This is a genomic window from Aeoliella fuhlenseeensis, assembly GCF_052161615.1.
GTDB lineage: Bacteria > Planctomycetota > Planctomycetia > Pirellulales > Lacipirellulaceae > Aeoliella.
Map to the genome: position 1 here is coordinate 2,966,442 of NZ_CP197417.1, position 19,643 is coordinate 2,986,084.

At 54.9% G+C, this 19,643-nt stretch carries 8 protein-coding genes and 1 pseudogene; 6 read left to right on the top strand and 3 right to left on the bottom strand.

Translation table 11 applies throughout. The features are described 5' to 3' along the window. Positions 1–1,247: 1,247 nt before the first annotated feature. The 3 genes and pseudogenes from SH292x_RS11690 to SH292x_RS11700 all read right to left on the bottom strand — a co-directional run bounded on the left by SH292x_RS11690 (position 1,248) and on the right by SH292x_RS11700 (position 14,173). On the bottom strand, positions 1,248–10,382 hold the full coding sequence (locus SH292x_RS11690; RefSeq protein WP_442485796.1) for an FG-GAP-like repeat-containing protein: 9,135 nt from the start codon (positions 10,380–10,382) through the stop codon (positions 1,248–1,250). A 1,601-nt stretch (positions 10,383–11,983) separates the two neighbouring features. After that, a pseudogene (locus SH292x_RS11695) lies at positions 11,984–12,742 on the bottom strand (IS5 family transposase); the annotation flags it as partial. 240 nt (positions 12,743–12,982) lie between these two features. Next, complete coding sequence (locus SH292x_RS11700) at positions 12,983–14,173, bottom strand: LacI family DNA-binding transcriptional regulator (protein ID WP_442485797.1); 1,191 nt, start codon at positions 14,171–14,173, stop codon at positions 12,983–12,985. Between the two features lie 279 nt (positions 14,174–14,452). Here SH292x_RS11700 and SH292x_RS11705 point away from each other — a divergent pair, with 279 nt between their 5' ends. The 6 genes from SH292x_RS11705 (at position 14,453) to SH292x_RS11730 (ending at position 19,611) form a co-directional block, all read left to right on the top strand. Further along, entirely contained in the window at positions 14,453–15,169 is a 717-nt protein-coding gene (locus SH292x_RS11705) for a PEP-CTERM sorting domain-containing protein (protein ID WP_442485798.1), read from the top strand. A gap of 229 nt (positions 15,170–15,398) precedes the next feature. Continuing rightward, positions 15,399–16,622 (top strand): PEP-CTERM sorting domain-containing protein, encoded by a 1,224-nt coding sequence (locus tag SH292x_RS11710; protein WP_442485799.1) that lies wholly within the window; start codon positions 15,399–15,401, stop codon positions 16,620–16,622. A gap of 62 nt (positions 16,623–16,684) precedes the next feature. Beyond that, positions 16,685–17,746, top strand: coding sequence for a DUF1559 family PulG-like putative transporter (locus tag SH292x_RS11715; RefSeq protein ID WP_442485800.1), 1,062 nt, complete (start codon positions 16,685–16,687; stop codon positions 17,744–17,746). A 100-nt stretch (positions 17,747–17,846) separates the two neighbouring features. Next, entirely contained in the window at positions 17,847–18,206 is a 360-nt protein-coding gene (locus tag SH292x_RS11720) for a hypothetical protein (RefSeq protein WP_442485801.1), read from the top strand. A 146-nt stretch (positions 18,207–18,352) separates the two neighbouring features. Next, positions 18,353–18,490 (top strand): hypothetical protein, encoded by a 138-nt coding sequence (locus SH292x_RS11725; protein WP_442485802.1) that lies wholly within the window; start codon positions 18,353–18,355, stop codon positions 18,488–18,490. A gap of 86 nt (positions 18,491–18,576) precedes the next feature. Then, positions 18,577–19,611 (top strand): family 16 glycosylhydrolase, encoded by a 1,035-nt coding sequence (locus SH292x_RS11730; protein WP_442485803.1) that lies wholly within the window; start codon positions 18,577–18,579, stop codon positions 19,609–19,611. The last annotated feature ends 32 nt before the right edge of the window (positions 19,612–19,643 follow it).

Consider the following 19,643-nt stretch of genomic DNA (forward strand, 5'->3'; position numbering starts at 1 on the left):
CTCCTAACCACGAGCTACGGCCATTCGATGCGTTTATTGTCTTTGATTCGAGCGGAGTTTGCACAATCGCCTATTGGCACGTTTGCGGCGATCATCTGCGGTGTTCAGGTCGCGATAACCCCCGTTATCGCCTTGCTAGAATCCACCCCGGCTGAAGTGCCAACTCCGGATGCCGGAAATTACCCTGCGTTGGCCGTGTCATCGCCGTGGAACCTCGCGGTCGTTGTTTCCTCTTCGCTGGCTTTAGCGTACCTCGGCGCGTGGCTTACACGTGGGCTATCTCATGGCGATGTGATACGAGCCGCACGAATAGCAGACTCGTTGAACGACTTGGACCCTTATCGATGATGCGTTCGTGATACAACTCAGGAATGCCTTCCGATTCTGGGCTGAACAGATAACGTGGTGCGATGTGCACAAGATTCAGACGAAAGCCAAGTCTTGCCCTAAGTGCAACATGGTATTGCCATTGGTCAAGGCAGCGATTTTCAGGCATCTGGTAAGACTGGAAGGCGTAGCCCTCAATGAGGTGATCGAGCTGACGGGTGACGATCATTCGGAGGTGCGCAGAACCGCTATTTTAATACTGATGGAAGAGGCAGGGAAGCAACGGGATTTCGTAGGCATGCTGCTTGGGAAACTAGGCAGAGAGAACCTCCCGATCTCTCTCATAGCAGAACTTTCGTCACTGCCCCCTGAAGCTCCAAGGTCTCATGAAGCATCATTCGCAGAACTACTGATTTCCCCGCACGCATCAATCCGCTGTGTAGCGCTACGACATGTGGCGGGCCGCTGGGCTCCACTCGATCGAGTGGTCTCGAACGCCCGCAATGCACTCTCGGACAAGGACCCCGCAGTGAGAACTCAAGCCGTTCGAGTACTTCGTGGCCGCGACAGTGGGTAGCATCGCTGATGTCAATTCAGCTTTGTGGGTAGATCGCTATTTCCAATGACCACCAATCTTGCTTTGCTCGCAATTGGCCGCCTTTCCAAACTTGCGTCGGCCATAAATGCTGAGCACTCGTGGAATCAGCCACTTTTGAATTGGCTCCCAGTCGCAGAGGCGACTAGAGAACAAGCAGACCGCGACAAGAATGCCAACTAAGGCTGAAGTGTAGGTCGATGCAATAGCCGCGATACGTATCGCCTGCTGGCTTCTAACGTCTTAATCTCAACTGCAGAGCCAGAAGCTGCATGGTCGACGTCGTGAATTGCCATTTCAACAACTGAGACGAGCAGTCTTGATTTCACGGGAACTCGTCCTCGCCAAACGTAATGAAGTCGCTCACTGGATGGATTTGAGCAGGGATGATCTGCTTCCCGCTCTCCACTCTCTCGATTTCTTGATTCCGTTCCGCAAATAGTGAGGGCCCGAAAGATTGATGCCGCAAGTATGGACCAGGAACGGCGCTGGTATTTACCAATAGAAGGATTGCCGCATCGACTGCCGGCGCTGACGCAGGTTTGCCAACGTTTTGTCCGGAGTAACCAGAACGGTACGACGGAGCCGGTTCATATTTTGCATATGCAAGATTCCTAGCGGTGCGACCTGCCACAGATTCCGATCGATGTGCTTGCTGGGACTGTTGCGGTGAGGAATCTTGAGTATTGCGGGAAGGGAGCGGAGTCATCTCGTCACTGCTCAACGCCGCAGGAGGGTCAAGTCTGTTCGCTAGTATTAATACCCCATCTTCGGCTGGCCCCGCAGTACTCTCGATGCTCCCAAGCGACTCACCCTCGGTAGCGTTATTATTTGTGATTCGCAGATTGTCCCTCCAAATGGTGTAATCTGCTAGGTTCACGACGCCATCACGATTCCCATCGCTCGCCCCTTCGATACCTTTTCTTCCGAACTGCTGCCTCCAGACGTGGTAGTCGCCTTCGTTCACAGTACCGTCCCGATTAAAGTCTCCGGGAAGCCTGGGGCTGCCTACTGCAGCACCAAGGTTGTCTCGCCAAACTGAGTAGTCGGCCATATCGACTAGGCCGTTGCGGTTACCATCTGCGGCAAGGGAACCACCACTTTGACCAAAATCTTGCTTCCACCTCGCGTAGTCTTGTTCATTCACAATACCGTTAGCGTCGAAATCCCCCGCCAGGTGCGTTTGGGTAAGCCAGCCTATGGTAAGTTCAGAAGAGGAAACATAAAGCACATCGAGGACTCCATCTTGATTCACGTCGACAATGTCCCATTCAGCTAGTTGAGTTAGACTCACACCCAATTGCCGTTGAGCTAGGACACCTCCCCCTCGGTTTTCCACCCACATGGCCGCGGGACTAGCATCGTTCCAGGCAGGCAGAAAATCGCTGTCTCCGTCTCCATCTAGGTCAGCCATCGCAATACCATCGATGAACTGAGGCAGTTCCAGAGAATGATTCACAAACTCCCAGGGTGACGCTTGGGAGTACCATGCAAGGTTTTTTCCTACACTTGCGACAAGGTCTAGATCGCCATCCTGATCAACGTCCGTAACCGCCTCGAGCAAGGGAGTTGAAGTCGCCACGGCAATTCTACGACGGGCGTAGTCGCCCGTGCCCAGGTTTTCAAAGACTAGCAATTCCCGGTCGTATTGCGACGCGGTGGAGAGGTCCAAATCGCCATCGCGATCCAGATCGACTATGTAAAGACCATGGGGACGGCGAACGTTGAGTGCGGTGCTCTGTGTAAACTGCTCCGTTCCGTTATTCGTGTAGATATACACAGCGTCCAGTACGTTTACCGCCACGGCAATATCCGTGTTTCCATCCGCGTCGAGATGGCCTGCCGTTATACTCACGCCGTATGATGAGTTGAACTGGCTGGAAAAAGTTGTGATCGTGTGCTCGACCGACGAACCGTCTCCGTCGTTCTCTAGCCACACCAGACGTTTGAACGTGCCAATAGCGATCAGATCGTAGTCGCCATCTCCATCGACATCAACAATTTCTGGTTCAACGGCGGCGTCTCCGAGTTGAGCTAGTAGGCGACGTCGAAAGTTCTGATCGGCGTCATTCTCAAATAGGAACACCTCATCGGTAGAGGTGTCGGCAGCAATCACATCGACGTCCCCATCGTGATCGAAGTCCAAAGCTCGATGGTAGAGCAAAGGGTACTTGGACCCTGAAATGCTGTGCCTAGGAAACATCGAGTATGCCCCATTCTCATACCAAGAAAGTCGCTTCTCTGAGCCCGGCCAGTTGGTCGTTACAATGATGTCTAGTTTGCCGTCTTGATTGATATCCTCAAGTGCGAAGCTATCTGAATATTCCGTGTCGGCTATCACATCTTTGGCGGCGAAGCCTTGCATGCCGTCATTTACCAGGATGAGGAACCGGCTAGCGGATGTGGAGCCGACCAGTATGTCGACATCACCATCGCCGTCATAGTCTTTGGCCGTAGCATCATGCGGCTGAAACACCGTCACTGGAATGATGTGTCTAACGAAGGTCTGAGTGCCGTCGTTCTCAAACCATTCCACTTTGCTGCCAGACCGGGAAGTTCCCACCAGATCCACATCGCCATCCGAGTCCAGGTCGACTGCGCGGACCGAACTAGCGCTCTGGGTCTCACGCGAAACAACGTGCTCCTCAAAGCTGCCCGATCCGACGCCTTTAAACCAGGCGATGGTACTGATACCGCTGGCAGCCACCAGCACGTCCAGGAGCCCATCCTGATCGACATCACTTGTTCGCACCTTGCTGACTCCCGGGTAAGCAGCGGTGACCGTATGTTCTTCAAACTCCTCTTGTCCATTGTTTTGGAACCACTGGACGGTACCACGAGCTCCTAAGCCAACGACAATGTCTATATCGTCATCCCTGTCAACATCTCCCACCGCTAAAGTAGAAGCGGAAGCATCCAGTTCGGCGACTAGATGACTGCGAAAGAAGTTTTCTCCTAGCGGTTCGTACCATACCACCCGAGCATCGACCCCATCCCAAGACGTCACTATGTCCATGTCGCCGTCGAGGTCCATATCGACCACGGCAATCGCGGTGGGGCGTCCAGTAGCGCTAGCTACGATGTGAGGTACAAAATACTCAGGGGTTATCTGCTCAAACCAGATCACTTGCCTGCTTGTGGAGTCTGCGATGATGACATCATTGTCGCCATCGCCATCGAAGTCCAACACCTCGGTGCCCACCACGGTTCCAACAGTTTGGCTGCGAAAGATTGGGTCCTGAGTCTCGCCAAACACGAAGTATTCTTCACTGCGTGGAGCTGCCAGAGTAACAATATAGTCTTCCACCTCTCCATTCGGCGCAGTACCTTTCACACCTACTCCACCTTCTGAGGTGATGCGAAAACGAGCAAAGGTGTCGCCACCCTGAGCAGTGGGAGGAATGGCTAGCGACAATCGGTTAAGGCCTACTACCACCTCCACTGAGGTAAGGACCCGCTCGGAGGCGCTATCCCACACACCGTCCTGATTGAAGTCGATCCACGCGTCGACCCTGGCACCCTCTGGCGCGTTTGTTACCTGTAATTCCACAGTGGCATTAACGTCGCCAACTCTCAGCACACCAAACGAAACCCCATCGTCCGCCTGGTCGGAGATCGCTTGTTCGCCTGGGATGCCGTCTGTGGCATTGCCCCTCGCAAGGCCTAGGTAGGGACCTCGCCCCACGTGGCGGGGGCCATCCTGATCGTAGGTGGTTGGATAGGGAGTTGGTGCGTCGCCGAAGTCGCCGCTGAAGATCGAGAACTGCACCTCCGCATGCCTCGATAGTCCATACAATTCTCCATCCAACAGAGTTGCGATAAATGTCTGCTCGGCTCTCAGTGAGCCGTCGTCTACCGGTAAGAGGCGTACTTGTGCCGTGGTCGCTCCGGCCGGCATAAAAACGGTACCCGTGGTACCGTCAAAGTCTTCTACCCCATCCAGGGTATAGTCTACGCCGAATACCGCATCACTCGCCAGGCGGAACGACACCGTGAGCGGTTGTTGGAGATCGCCAATCCGTTGAAATTCGAGCACTAGGCCCTGATCGTCCGATATCGGGACGGTAGGACCAGATGCATGAACTGACACGGCGGCCTGATTCCTAAACCAAACAGGTGCCCCGTTAGTAGAGTGATTGGCCACAGCGTCAAGGTCGCCATCTCCGTCCAGATCGGCCACCGCTGCTCTGCCGTACACACTGGTACCATATAATAACGTGCGAGGCGTGAAGTCGAGGTTGCTAACCTGATCTACCAAGGATAATGAGAACGTTCCGTTTCCTCCGACCACTATGTCTAGAAGGGAGTCGCCGTTCAGGTCTTGTACCGCTAGCTCAGAGATGCCTAATCTACCTGGGGATTGCGGGCGTGGATCGACCCAAAGCACGTGCCGTATCAGTTCCGCGTTCTTGCGTTCGTATAGCTTCAGCTCGTCACCACCCAACAGGTAGTCATAATCGCCGTCGCGATCGAGATCGACTACTTCAAGGACACTGGCATCGTCCGTCGTGGCTAGATAGTGTTCCTGGAACTCGAGATTACCTCCATTCTCACGCAAGACTAACCCGGAGAAGTGGGCTTCTCCGATGTTTTCCAAGGTGACGATATCGACATCACCATCGTGATCGTAGTCGACAAGATCTAAGTCTCGCATGGCGGCAAGCGGAATTAGCTCGGCCAATTGGAACTGATGACCACCTTTATTGAACAGTCCTGCTAGACTACCAAAACCTGATGGGGTGACTCCGCCAAACCTCACAATGATGTCCAAGAACCCATTCGAGTCAAGGTCGGCGAGGTCAATTCCATTGACGAGATGTCCGTCTTGATGATAGTCGGTTGCGAGCAACTCATGCACCTCAAAACCAGCCTCGCCACGATTCTCCAGCCACAACACCTTGCTGTCGGGAGACGTATGAGATTGGCTAACATATAGCACGGCGTCGACATCGCCATCATTGTCCAGGTCGGCGGCGTGTATCTGGCGAGGATTGAAGCTGACTGGTGTGTAGATCGGATGCGCCGTGAAATTGCCTTCGCCATCATTCTCATACCATGAAATGCCAGCACTGGCGGTGGCGAACAGGTCTACATCCCCATCCCCGTCGATGTCCGCCGGAGCCAAACCGTTGAATGCGGCCTGATCTTCGGAGATTGGCGAGTTCGCCTCGAAAACTCCGCCGGAGCGAATTGGTGCCTCAAGCGGTACGGAGTAGTCTTGCACTTCGCCATCGGATGCGAACCCGTTGGGAGGTAGATTCCCCCCGCTGCTCAAGCGAATGCGGGCGTACACGGAGTCAGCGACGACGCCTAGCGGCATGGCAAACGACAGTACATTCAAACCTTCTGTCACCGCGACGCTGGCGAATATGTGTTCGTGAGGTCCACTCCAGCTGCCGTCTCCGTTGAAGTCAATCCACCCGTCCACACGCGCCCCGTCGGGAGCATTCTGAACATCGATTGTCACATCCCCTCGTCCCTGACCTATTTGCAGTTGGCCAAAGATCACTCCATCATCACCCGAATCCGTATCCGCATTATTAGCAGTTGTTGCATCGCTTTCCGAAGACCGATCGTTGCCCAAACGAGGACCAACAGCTAGATGAAACGCCCCCCCTTCGCTCTGTGTCGTCATGCCCGCCATGGGGGCATCACCGTAGTCACCAGTAGTTTCGTCGCTAACTAACGTGAGTGTCGCTCTGCGATCGCCTGTCGCGGCGTATTCGTCTGTATCTTGGACTGTCAGGACGATAGTTTCGGCCACTTCGTCGAGGGAGTCATCGACCGACGCTACCCTCACATCGATTGTCGTAACACCAGCTGGAAACACCACTACTGCCGATTGGCCGACCACGTCTTGCAGTCCGGTGAGGGTATAGTCTTCGCCGAGCGACGCCGTTCCAGAGATTTGAAGTCGAACGGTTAGCTCCTCCTGGATGTTCCCCGATCGAACGAGAGTTATTGTCGACACTGACGATGAGTTTTCGGCGAGCCACTGTTGACTAGGCGATACTGCGATATGTGGGCGATTTTCATACCACCCTACAGCATACGTACTGGGCGTCGCACTCGCCGGATAGGCTCCCACGACATCAGGGTCCCCATCCCCATCGATATCTCCTAGCGCTAGCGAAGCAGGAGGGATAGCCAGCGACCCAGTGGCCGGTCTCGCAGTGAAGGTGCTGTTCCCATGGTTTATCAGCCACATTGCTTCCTTTGATGTGGCCGAAGTAGCAGTCCGGAGGGCGAGGATGTCCAGGTCGCTGTCGCCGTCCGCATCGGCAACCAAAATCGATCCAGGCGTCCCGTTGGCGGAAGCATCTCTGGCAAGATCGTCACGAAGCTTGTGGGTGATGAATTGCGACTCACCCGTGTTCTCGTACCAGAACAGCAAGGCGGAATAGGTATTCAGCAGGTCGATGTCGCCGTCTTGGTCAAGATCGACAAGAATCGATGCCCCGACAGCAAAATTGACTCCGGGCTCGGCCTGGTCAACATCGATCGTGCGCTGGACGAAGTTGTTTGCTCCGTTGTTTTCGTACCAAGAGTAACCTTGCCTGTGAATGCCTGTCACGATGTCGGTATCTCCGTCACCATCGAAGTCCACCCCGCGTAAGAACTTCAACTCCGGCGTGGAGACAAGATTGACCGTATCGAAAACACCATCTCCTCGATTTACCGCTAGCTGGACTTTCGAGTGAAGTATGTCGATGTCACCATCGTTGTCAAAATCAATAGCTTGGTTAAGGCCACCGATACCGGCATTGACTGGGCCGATGGCGAACAGCAGATTGCCTTGGTTCAGCAGAATCGCACCTGCAATGATGTCCGGTAGTCCGTCTCCGTTAAGATCGGCGATGTCGATGGCACCGAGCAAATTTGTCCCATCCCCGATCTCATGGGTTACGAAGCTGCCGTCGCCCTCATTCTCGTACAAACGGATACGCCCCGTTGAGTTTTGATAGTAGGTGTAGGAAAGGCCTACGATATCCATGTCGCCATCTAGATCCATGTCGACAACAAGCGGTTGCTGCAGGCCATAGTTGGATACCTCCCCTATGTTGTGCGTCCTCGTTAGCTCCGCTCCACTCAACAAGCTAGGTAGAATCGAGACGCGGTAATCTTCGACTTCGCCATCAAGAGCAGGCCCCGAACGCTGCAATCCACCGGTGGAACTTACGCGGAACCGGGCAAAGGTATCACCGGCAATGGCTGCATCGGGCACTGCTACAAATAGTGAATTGCGCCCGTCGGCAACAGGCTTGGCAAAGAACACTCGCTCGCCGCTGTCCGACCAATCACCATCCCCATTGAAATCGATCCAAGCATCAAGGAAGGCTCCCTCGGGCGCATCTTGAACGTCTACAGTCACCTCAATCAAGGCTTGGCCAACATGCATGTCACCCAGAACGACACCGTCATCCCCGAAATCGGCATCAGCCAGATCCGACACTACGGCGTCCGGTGTGCTGAATCGCAAGTTCCCAAGCCGCGGGCCTATCGCTGGATGAAACGCACCTGCCTGTGAAGCCGAAGACGGGTAGGGAGCGGGGGCGTCCCCATAGTCACCAACCGTTTGAGCTTCGGTGATTTGTATCTCGATATCAGAAGCGTCTCCTACTCCGTAGTGGTCACCGTTGCCGAGAGAGAACGAAATGATCTCGACCAGCTCGCTCATGTCGTCATCAATCGGAACAACTCGAAGTGACACCTGCTCCACGCCGGCAGGTATTGTAACCACGCCCCTGCTTGCAGCCACCGAGTCGGCTCCTTCCAGCTGGTAGTCAACCCCGTAGGTCGCCGTCCCCCCCAATGTGAACTCGACTTGAAGTTCTCGATAGAGATCCCCTCTGCGTTGAATCACTATCTCGGCCTTCCCCGGCGATTCCTCCAGTAGAGCACCACCGGAAGTACTAACTTGAACGGAAGCGCGGTTCTCATACCAACTGACAAACCAATCTTGTGACGTCGTCCCCAATTGACTCGAGACGGTGACGAGATCGAGATCGCCATCTCCGTCCACATCTCCCACGTCCAAGGCGGTTACAAGACCTTCGGCGGGAAATCTCGTAGTCGAAAATTCCCCACTCCCCTGGTTGAGCAGCACCGCTATCTCGTTGCTAACACGTACAAAGCCCACGATGTCAGGTAGACCATTCCCATCAACATCGAGCACCGCAATGTCGGCAAGCTCACCGATAGAAGAGATCGGATGGGTGTGGAAAGATGCTTGCCCATCATTGAGAAGTACTACGGTATCTGCACCAGCCGAACGAGTCGGTATGAGATCCATGTCTCCATCGCCGTCGAGGTCCGCCACCAGCACTTTCTCGTTCATGCCTGGCAACCTGTGCGCCACGTATTCTTGCCCCCCGAGGTTCTCGTACCAGACAAAATTACCGCTGTACCCGAGAGCCGAGGAGCCGCTTCCCGCTATGTCCAGGTCACCGTCGCGGTCCAGGTCAATGGCCACAAGGCTGCCGCCCTTACGGTTTTCTAGTTGCGATTTGCCTGGTAAAAGATGGGCCTCGAACTGAAGATTACCCGTGTTCTCGTTCCAGTAAGTCGCACCTTGGCCATGACCCGGTATATGACTTAACACGTCCAAATCGCCGTCGTAGTCGAGGTCGGCAGCGGGATTGGCGTTGCCTACAGGAAACTCCAACAATTCCACCCCTGCACCAAGGCTAGCGCCAGAGTTTCGACTCCATTGCGTACCTGCGACGAGATCGAAATCGCCATCCTGATCTAGATCACTTGCATGAAGATAAGTACCACGAAGTGCTAAATAGCGAGAAGTGAAATTTCCATCGCCGTTGTTGGCGTACAACAACGTGTCATCGTAATACTGAGGATCGAGCATGGCGGCGATATCATCGCGACCGTCCCCGTCAAAGTCAGCTACCGCGACGTCCACAACAGATTGGCGAACCGTGGCAATTGGAATCCTTGCACTGAACATTGCGCCGCTCTGCTTCGCTGGAAGCAATTCAACTTCGTAATCCTCCACCTCACCGTCCGATGCAGGCCCGACAACCCCAAGTGTCGCTTGCGTCGTAAGACGGAATCGAGCATAAGTCTCTCCGCTGGCAGCCGTATGCGGAATCTGGATCGTGAAATGATTCGCTCCATTCGTGACCGGGCACGCCGCAATCACCTGCTCGTCCGCCCCGCCCCACGATCCATCTCTGTTAAAGTCGATCCACGCGTAGAGAATTGCGCCACTCTCAGCGCCTTGAACCTCCACCATGACACTTCCATCGCGCTGACCTACACGCAGTGCTCCCCATGTCACGCCGTCATCCGCCGCGTCGGATAAAGCATCTGACGACGGTTGCCCATCACTCTCAGAGGTTCGGGCGGTGCCTAGAATGGGGCCGATCGCACCATGCTGCGCACCGTTCTCCTCCAGCTGTGTAGGATATGGAGACGGGGCATCGCCGAAATCTGCAGCGAGCATGTAGCGAGTCTCGAGTTGCTCGAACGAAAGCGAGCACGGCAGCTTTGTCGACGCCCGGGCGAGAGAAGAGCAGTGCTTACCAGAACGCCTAAACGATTTTCCCGACATGATATGCGATCAAAATGAGCTCGACGAATTGCTGCATCAGAGTGGAACGAACACCTATGGCGACTCATGAATGCGCCGTTATATAATAACCAAGGTGCGTTGCGCCGGGAATCTGCACATGCCGGTGGAAGTGCTTGCTTAGACCAGGGTCACGCTTGGCGGAAAGACATCAACTTTTGGCCGCGACTTCTCACGTTCTTAATGAATGGGAGATGCAATTTCCTTGCCCAAGAACCTGTGTGAGACCCTATGCATCTGCGCAGAAACAGTCTGGGCAATAGGCTTGTATCTTGTACCGATTGGTCAAACAAGGCTTGCTTCGTCGGTCTCTAGTCCTTGTCCAATTGCCAGACCACTCCCTTAATCAGTGCGTCATTTTCGTTGCAAGTATGGTGTCGATCTTACCACGATGGGTCGAATCCCTGCCCGTATTCCCCCCCCAGGAGGCGATTTGGGCATCGCGCCATCCACGCGTTGCCAGCTTGAGCAGATCACTTGTCGCTCAGTAGAATCGAGCGATAAGGGCTACCAGAGCTCGCAGGATACCCCTTATCTCGCACCACGCTGAAAAGACATGATGCAGGGTGCTACCATAATCACACTCCGTCGGCATCGCCTTGTGCAGGCACCCGGGAGGACGGACGTAACAGATCCCTTCCACTCCATTCTGCAGGGCCGCTCGCGATCGCCCTAGGCAGCACCACTTATAGCGTGTCAACAACGGCTTGATGTGCTGCCACAGCTTCTCGACCCCTGAAAGCTGTCCCGATTTTACCTCCATCCCTTGCATATGCATTCATAACACCTCCGCACTGTCAGATAAGTTCTCAACGCACTCTCGTGCATAGAAGTACCGCACGTGGGCAGTCCTGGGATAGGCTCTAAAAGTGTTAACAATACTGATTCAGTGAAGGGCTGGGCATAAGCAGATGTAATCTACTTCGGGCATAAACGCCAACGGCCCGCAAAACGCAAGGTGACCCACCGTATATTGCGGTACCTAATCTCGATCCCCTTCCTGCAGCATCTCGCAGAAGCCCAAACGCTATCGTAGAGGTGGAAAGCCTTTTTCTTGCTCTCAATGGGAGCCGTCTCATACTACTTGCGCGCTTCACGACAGACGGTGATTAAAGATAGTGTTGCTGACAAAAGGAGAGGCGCGCGACGACTTAAGAGCAGCGCACCGCTCGGTCGGACAAAGCTATGGCGACCGTTGGAAGTGATAACGGCTGGCATATTGGGTTCGTGGGACTCTAACCATATGCAACTTCTTCCGCGGTCGTCGATCTGCAGCGTGAAGCTAGGCCATTCATGGCTGCGAAGTCCATACTTGCTGGAGAGGGCAGCGGTTGGAGCAACTACCATGTCGCGCAGACTTACAGAACTGAGGTTGGTGCGAACGGCCTCTGCTACTAGACACCCCGAGGTGCTTGCCGGATACCAACTTCTGTTGCCAACAGCCTTAACCTGCGTCGGACGTAAACACTTAATGCCTATCTCATAGCCCTGAGCGTGTGGTAGGCCAAAGCGAGTTGTAATAGTGGGAGGTAGTTGTCCGGCTTTTTCTCCCATCGAACGAGGAGTCGCCGGAAGCGATTGATCCACGAATGCGTGCGTTCTACGACCCATCGCCGAGCTTTGAATCGCGGATTGGACTTCCGCTGCTTGGCTTCTGTGCCCCGCGAATTGACATGCGGGCGGTAGTGGCTACGGGTGAGAGACTGGCGAACCTCTTTCGAGTCGTACCCCTTATCTAGTCACACGTGCCGAGGATGCCGCGTCCGGTGCTGCGGACGCTGGATAGGCATGCTATCGAATGTCGCTTGAAGAAGTTTAACGTCGTGCGTGTTGGCGCCACTTACCGTGACGCCCAAAGGAACGCCGCGTCCGTCGGTGAGAATCGAACGTTTGGTACCGAGCTTACCACGATCGGTCGGATTCTTGCCGGTATTTTCCCCCGCCCAGAGGCGATTTGCCCATCGCTCCGTCCATGCTCTGCCTGTTCCAGCCAATCCCTTTTCGCTCGTCGTATTCGAGCAGCAAAGCTTTCCACAGCTTGCGAAACACACCTTTGGCGGTCCACTCCTGATAGTAGCGATGCAGGGCCCTACCAGACCCACACTCCTGCGGCACTGCCTTCCACTGGCAGCCCGTGCGAAGGACGTAGTAAATCCCTCCCATCACCTTCCGTAGGTCCGCCCGGGGCGTCCCCCTTGCCGACTCAATTTGTAGCGCGGCAATAACGGCTCGATACGATGTCACAGCTTCTCCGGACGCTGCCACGATTTTACCGGCTTTCCTTGCTTCGACATCCCATACACATCCGTGCTGGCAGGTAAAAAGCAACGCAGTCCAAGACGCACATCCACGGGAAACGATTCAATTCTGGGACAGGCTCTTAGTAGGCCACCGGCTGACGCAGAAGTCGCGGCCCGGAGGCAGCCAGGTAGGAGTGGTGTCTTAGATGGTGACCATCGAGTTATTGGACCCTGCTATGGCATGATTCTGCCGCCGGACGGTAGTATGCGGTGCACTTCCATTGGTGGCGGGGCGATGCTGCCATGCACTTCAAGCCAGGCTGCTTGCCGTCTGGAGTTGGTGGATGCACCTTCGCCACCTTCAATCAGGGATTTCACGAGGTTGAAAGCCGAGCGGCCCAGCGCCTCCGAATCTTGGCAAACCGCCGACATCCGTGGAAACAATAGATTTCGTATGTCCGTATCATCGAAGCCGACAATGGACAGGTCGTCTGGCACTCTTACACCCATGTGTAGTGCTTCGTTGATTACGCCGGCCGCGATCAGAGGATCGGCAACGTAGGCCGCGGTAGGACGATCGGGGCGACTAATCAGCTTTCGGAGAATCGGCCCCCCGTCACGCCGTGATGCGGGCACACGAAACACTAGGCTTTCGTCCAGCAACTCCGATTCTTGCAGCACATCCCGATAGGCCTTTAACCGATCTGCGTGATCACCGTCTTCGCGATGGCAGGCGACAAAAGCGATGCGCTTATGTCCAAGCGAAACCAAGTGCTCGATCGCCTCGCGGCTAGCCTGTTCCGACTCAGTGTAAGAAAACGTAAGCGTTGGATGTTCGAAATGATCGCCGAGCACCACAAGCGGCAATCCTTCTTCGGCCATCTCACAAACCAGCGGTCGCTCCTCAATAGTGCACCGGACAACAGCCCCGCAGATTCCTTTGCGACCAAAGAACTGTCGGAGCGATTCGTTCTTGCCGCGGTCGCGTCGCAAATCGATTACGGAGAGATCGTAGGTAGAATCTCGCATGGCCGAGACCATGCCCTCTACGCAAGCCGAGTCGTAAGGAGACCCAATTGTGAATGGCCCGGTATAGATCAAGGCAATGGAACTGAGTTGCCTACGTGTATCGGGAGGAGAGTAGCCGCAGGACTCTACCGCATTAAGCACGCTGCGGCGAAGATCGGGCGCAACCGTTTCGGCACCGTTCATGACGCGAGAGACGGTGGCGATGGAGACGCCCGCACGCTTAGCAACTTGTCGTATCGAAGCCATTAACTGGAGTTGGTTTTGAGGTATGCGATTGGAATCGCCAACTTCTGCGAGTAACTGTTTCTCAAAGTATAGCTGGCAATCCAATTGGGTCAACTGATACTGGGAATCTCGACTTACAGCTGCAAATATTTGGGACATTTTCCTAATCATTGCCTACTGCCGCAGAAAAATGCTTGACACGACCGTGGCTTCCGGAGATACTAGCCGGGAACTGTTACCTTGCTGTTTCTCGTGATGGCCACAGGTTCCAGGCGGAACCATTCTTCTTAACTTTTCGAACGAGCTGACCAACGACTGTTGCGAACCGACCTTTGTAGGTCGACAGGCGCTCTTATTTTAGTTCGTCTTCAGTCATACACCCGTAGACATCAGGACAAGTCGCCTCAGAGCGAACGTCTAGATGTCCACTTTTTGATGGAGGTGCTTCTAATGATGAGGTCGAGAATTCTCACTTGCTCCGTGGCAGTGATGGGGACGATGGCTCTGCTGTTGCTTGCAGCAAACGCCACAGCCAACATTCTAGTCAACCCCGGCTTCGAGACAGATGCCGCGCTCGGTGCTGCCCCCAACACTGCCGTGACTGGCTGGGGACCAATTGGTGCCGCCTTCACCGCATCGGCTAATGGACTTCCCGTCCGCAGTGGCATCGGATCCCTTCAACTAGTCAGTGCCAACGGTGGGTTCACTGTACCTACTGCACGCCAAGAGTTTCCGGTCAATCCTGGCGACATCGTCAATCTGCAGGGCTATCACCTTACGGAGAATTCCTTGCCATCTGATGCAACATTCCATCTGTTTAAGATCGTTTGGGAAGACTCGTCTGGCACAGAATTGAATCCCATCGCAGGCGATCCCAACCTGATTGGTGGTCTGCTGTTTAATACAAACCCAGGTGTTGAATCGACTCCATTCCTGAATAGTGCTTCTGGTGTTGGCGTTTGGAACTTTTCGGAAGCACAGGGAACGGCTCCCGCTGGTGCGGCGAGCGTTGTGCTGCTCGGCGGTCTGCTGGTGGACCAAAGTGCTGCAACGGTATTCGTGGATGACCTCACTGCAACCATCACGAGAGTTCCCGAGCCATCTGCCATCGCGCTAGCTGGCTTGTGTTTACTCGGTGCTGGATTCATGGCTCGCTGCCGCAAGTAGGCCGCTCGCCATCACTCTGAAGAGTTGCTTTAGTTAGCAGCACATGCTGCTTCCTGCTGGTCGGGCAGTCGGCTGTCCCCCGCCCTCACGGCGGAGGACAGCCGGGACCAGTGGCCCCACAGCGCCAGGCGGTTTGTGCCTGGGGTAACTGCTCACTCAACGAAACAGTTATGCGAACCAAGTCATTTTCACGTCGCTTGCTGGCGATTATCTAGGCGGAGTATTAGACATGATGCGTACAGGCCCCCTACTAACTCTGTTTGCAGCTTCCGCTGCTCTTCTGTTTGCGCCTGCTGCGCAATCGCTCGAAGCGCTGCCGCTATTTGCGAACCCCGAAACCGATCTTGGCACCAACTTTGGTGAAATTAACTACTTTGCCGATGGTGCCCCATTTTTCGTCGATGTCACGGCCCTTGACCAAGGCAACAACTTTGCCGTCTACACCTTGGACGGAACGAATAACTTCAATGGTGCTGGATTGGCGTTCGGTATTTCGAATGGTGAAAATGGCATCGATAGCACCAACCAAGGCGCAAATATTGATGCGCCCAACCTGAACCCCTTGAACCCAGCTATCTCGACAGTCAACGGTGGCAACAGGATACAGAACGGCAATACATTCCGCTTCTCGATGTGGATGCGTCAGGATCCGGCTGACCCCACGAGTACCGCACCGCAGATTGAACCGGTGCTGAAGTTCGAAGTGTGGAAAGAGGCGGGCTCGAATAACACCACAAATCCACCTGGGGCCTTCGGTGTGGGCGATCGGCTTTGGGATTCCGACCAGAATGCTGGTAACGGCTTATATGTTGGCAAGAACCAAAGTCAGGCTTCGTGGGTCGACATCAACAACTCGGGTACTACATCATTTGGCAAGCCGGTGGCGACTTCGCTCGTGACGGACGAGTGGCGATTGGTCGAGGCAACGCTAGTGATTGATGACGATCCGCTGGACGACACCTTCCTCTGGACCACCGAAACCAACGAGTCGTTTGGCGTGGATGCGATTGAGGAAATTCGAATGGTCATGTTCATGGGCAATTATGACCCAAACATCAACTTGACCGGGGCCGGAAGCGTATGGGTGGATAACTTGCTAATCGAAGTATTCGCTACCGAAGCTGACATGAACAACACCCCTAATCCTAATCCAATGCCGACGGCCGTGACTGTAGTTCCAGGCGACTTCAACGGAGACGGAGCGGTAAACTTGGCCGACTACACAGTGTGGCGTGATAACCTCGGCGCCGACGACGAATCGGCCTTGAACCTAGCGGGCGATTCAATGAACGGGGTAGACGGCGGTGACTACAACCTGTGGAAAATGCACTTCGGAGAAGGTGCCAGCGGCCTTAGTGCAACGCAAGCCGCCGCGGTACCCGAGCCAAGCTCCGTGGTTGGTATGTCGCTGCTTCTGGCCCTCACGGCCTGCGGGATTCGACGTCTCCGGTAGATGCCCTCTCGAGCAATCTCGGAGATCGCCTCGCCATTTTTCGTTAAGGGAGTTGGTCGGCTATGTTCGTCTATAAACGCATTAAAGCAGGCGGGTTTACCCTCGTCGAATTGTTGGTGGTGATTGCCATCATTGGGATTCTTGTCGCCCTGCTGCTGCCTGCAGTCCAGGCAGCGCGGGAGAGTGCTCGACGTATGAGTTGCACGAACAAGCTCAAGAACATTGGTTTGGCAGCACTCAACTACCACGACACGGCGGGGCATTTCCCTGAAAGCAGTGGCATGTATGCCAATATCGATGGTCCGAACGGTGCCGGTTCGGCCGCCGGCTGGATTACTCGGGTGCTTCCACAGTTGGAGCAAGGTAGCCTGTACGATCAATTCAAACAGGGCGGGGCGTTTGCTGGCATCTTCGTCCAGGGCTCGTGTGCCCGAGGTGGGTTGCCTGGAAAGTATGGCTTGGCATCCAAGAACAACGGCATCTCGGTCCCGGAGTTAATGAAGTCTCAACTGGAAGTTCTAGCGTGTCCATCCGATGCCCAAGCAAGTACTCCATCTAGCGAACAGTTTGGATGGGGCGGGTGCCAAGTGACTGTTACCACTTACAAAGGAGTTCTCGGCGACACGGTGGTTGGAGAGTCGGATGGCTCAGCGTTTACCAATGCCTCCTCGGCTTATCCAAGTGGGCGATACGATAAGCCTGCTCCGGCCGGGGTGGGGACGTCCGATCGCGATTGCCATCGCGATACGCGCTGCCGCGGAGTCTTCTTCCGCCAGTCCTGGCGACGTCCAATTAGCATCGCAAAGATAACCGACGGAACGAGCAACACGTTCTTGATTGGCGAAGACGTACCCGCTTACAACTACCATTCGGCGGCATTCTACGCCGATGGTGATTGGTGCAGTTGCAATACGCCATTGAACAACCTCATGAACTTGCCTCCCGAGTCGGTGGATCCAGCTTTCTGGTGGGAGCAACGGGGTTTTCGCAGCTTCCATCCCGGTGGAGCGAACTTCTGCCTAGCCGATGGTTCAGTGCGTTACGTGACGGATGGCGTCGACAACGTCTTATACCGAACTAGCTGCACGCGGAATGGTGAGGAGGTAGTGAATGCGTCGTTCTAGAGCGAAAAAGCGTCTCGGCGTGCCGTCTAGAAGTTACGCCATTGCCTCGCTTTGGTGCGTCAGCATCTCTCTCCTGCTGACGACTGGATGCGGAGATGGAATGGCGCGCGTCACCGGCGTGGTGAGCCTGGACGGCGAACCCATTGCTGCCACTAAGGATACTCGTTGCACCGTGACCTTTGTGAGGAAAGACGGAACCGGTGCTACGTCGACAGGCTTGGTAGACAATCAGGGCATTTACACTCTTAGTACCGGGGCCAGTACAGGCGTTCTACCAGGCACCTACATGGTGTCCATTTCCGCATCGCAACTTATGGGTGAGGAGCAGATTGGCGTGCCTCGCTCGGGTAAGCGACTAACGCCACCAGAGTATGGCGATGCCACGAAGTCGGGGCTCGAAGCCACCGTGGAACCGGGCAACAACACTTTCGACTTTGAGCTTACCTCCACCGGCCCCTAAACTTTGAGCTTACCTCCACCGGCCCCTAAACTTGAACCGACACGTAGACTTGCTCGTTGATGCTAATCTCCAGCCGTACGACCAGTCATAGCAGCTATGTCGCCTTCGTATTCACAGCAAGCTTTTGCACTTGGTCGCAGCACACAATGGCTGCCGAAGTGCCTGCCGCGGCTAAAGAAGCCCGGTTGGCTATTGTGTTCGAGCAACCGGTTAAGCAACCCGGCGCAATCTGGGTAGACGATATCCAATTTGGCACCATCGACAGCTTAAAACCCAAGAATTAGACAAGCGTCTGAACGTAAATCGGAGTGTTATGAGGAGTTTCGTTTTCAAGAGATTTGATTCAGTTACTCGGACAGGTTGCCTGGTAATGGTAGCCGCTGCGCTTTCACAAACGGTTGCGATCGCCGAGGTACCCGACGTCGCAGGATGGAATCTAGTGTGGCACGATGAGTTCGAGGGTACTGAATTGGATCAGTCCAAATGGGAGACGCTCGATCGCAGGGATAGCTACAACAACGAGAAGCAGTACTACCACCCCGACCAAGTCGTTGTGGCGGATGGAATGTTGCAGATCACGGCGATTGATCAGCCCAGGGACGGCAAAGATTATCAGTCAGGCATCATTACTTCGCGGGAAATCTTTGGGCCAGGCCGGTTCGAGGCTCGAGTTGATCTGCCAACTTCGCAGGGAATGTGGCCCGCCTTTTGGCTGAACGCCAACCATGTCCCGTGGCCCCGCGGTGGCGAGATTGACATCTTGGAGAACCGCGGCAGTCAGCCGGGATTGACCAGCAGCGCCTACCATTGGCAAACAAATCCTGGCCCCTGCTGTGGCCAACACCAATACGTTTACGACGAGTACACGGCCGCGGACGCTGGGGAGCCAGTCGACTTCCATACGGGCTTTCATACATTCGCCGCGGAGTGGGACGATAGCCTGCTGCGGTTTTTCGTTAACGGAAATTTGTATTTCACCGTGACGGAGACTCCCAATCGCCCCATCTTCGAGACAGCCAAGAACATCATCGTCAATCTTGCCGTAGGCGGCGATTTCGGCGGCGACCCGAACGGCACTACTATCTGGCCGCAGACCATGTATGTCGATTACGTTCGGTACTGGAACCGCCAAGATCCGCTCAAACTAACCGGCGACTATAACGGCGATGGCGTAGTTAACTTGGCTGATTACACGTTATGGCGAGATTCGCTGGGTGCAACAGGCCTCGGATTGGCGGCCGACGGATCAGGCAATGGCGTCGTAGGTATCTCCGATTACCAATTGTGGGCTGAGAACTTCGGGAACATGTCCGCGAGTGTGGCCTCTCATCAGGTGCCCGAGCCAAACGCCCTACTGTTGCTATGCTGCACAACAGTGGGCTGGATCTTCAATGTTCGTCGGTAGCTAAGCACTTCGTCATAACGAGCGGGCAAAGC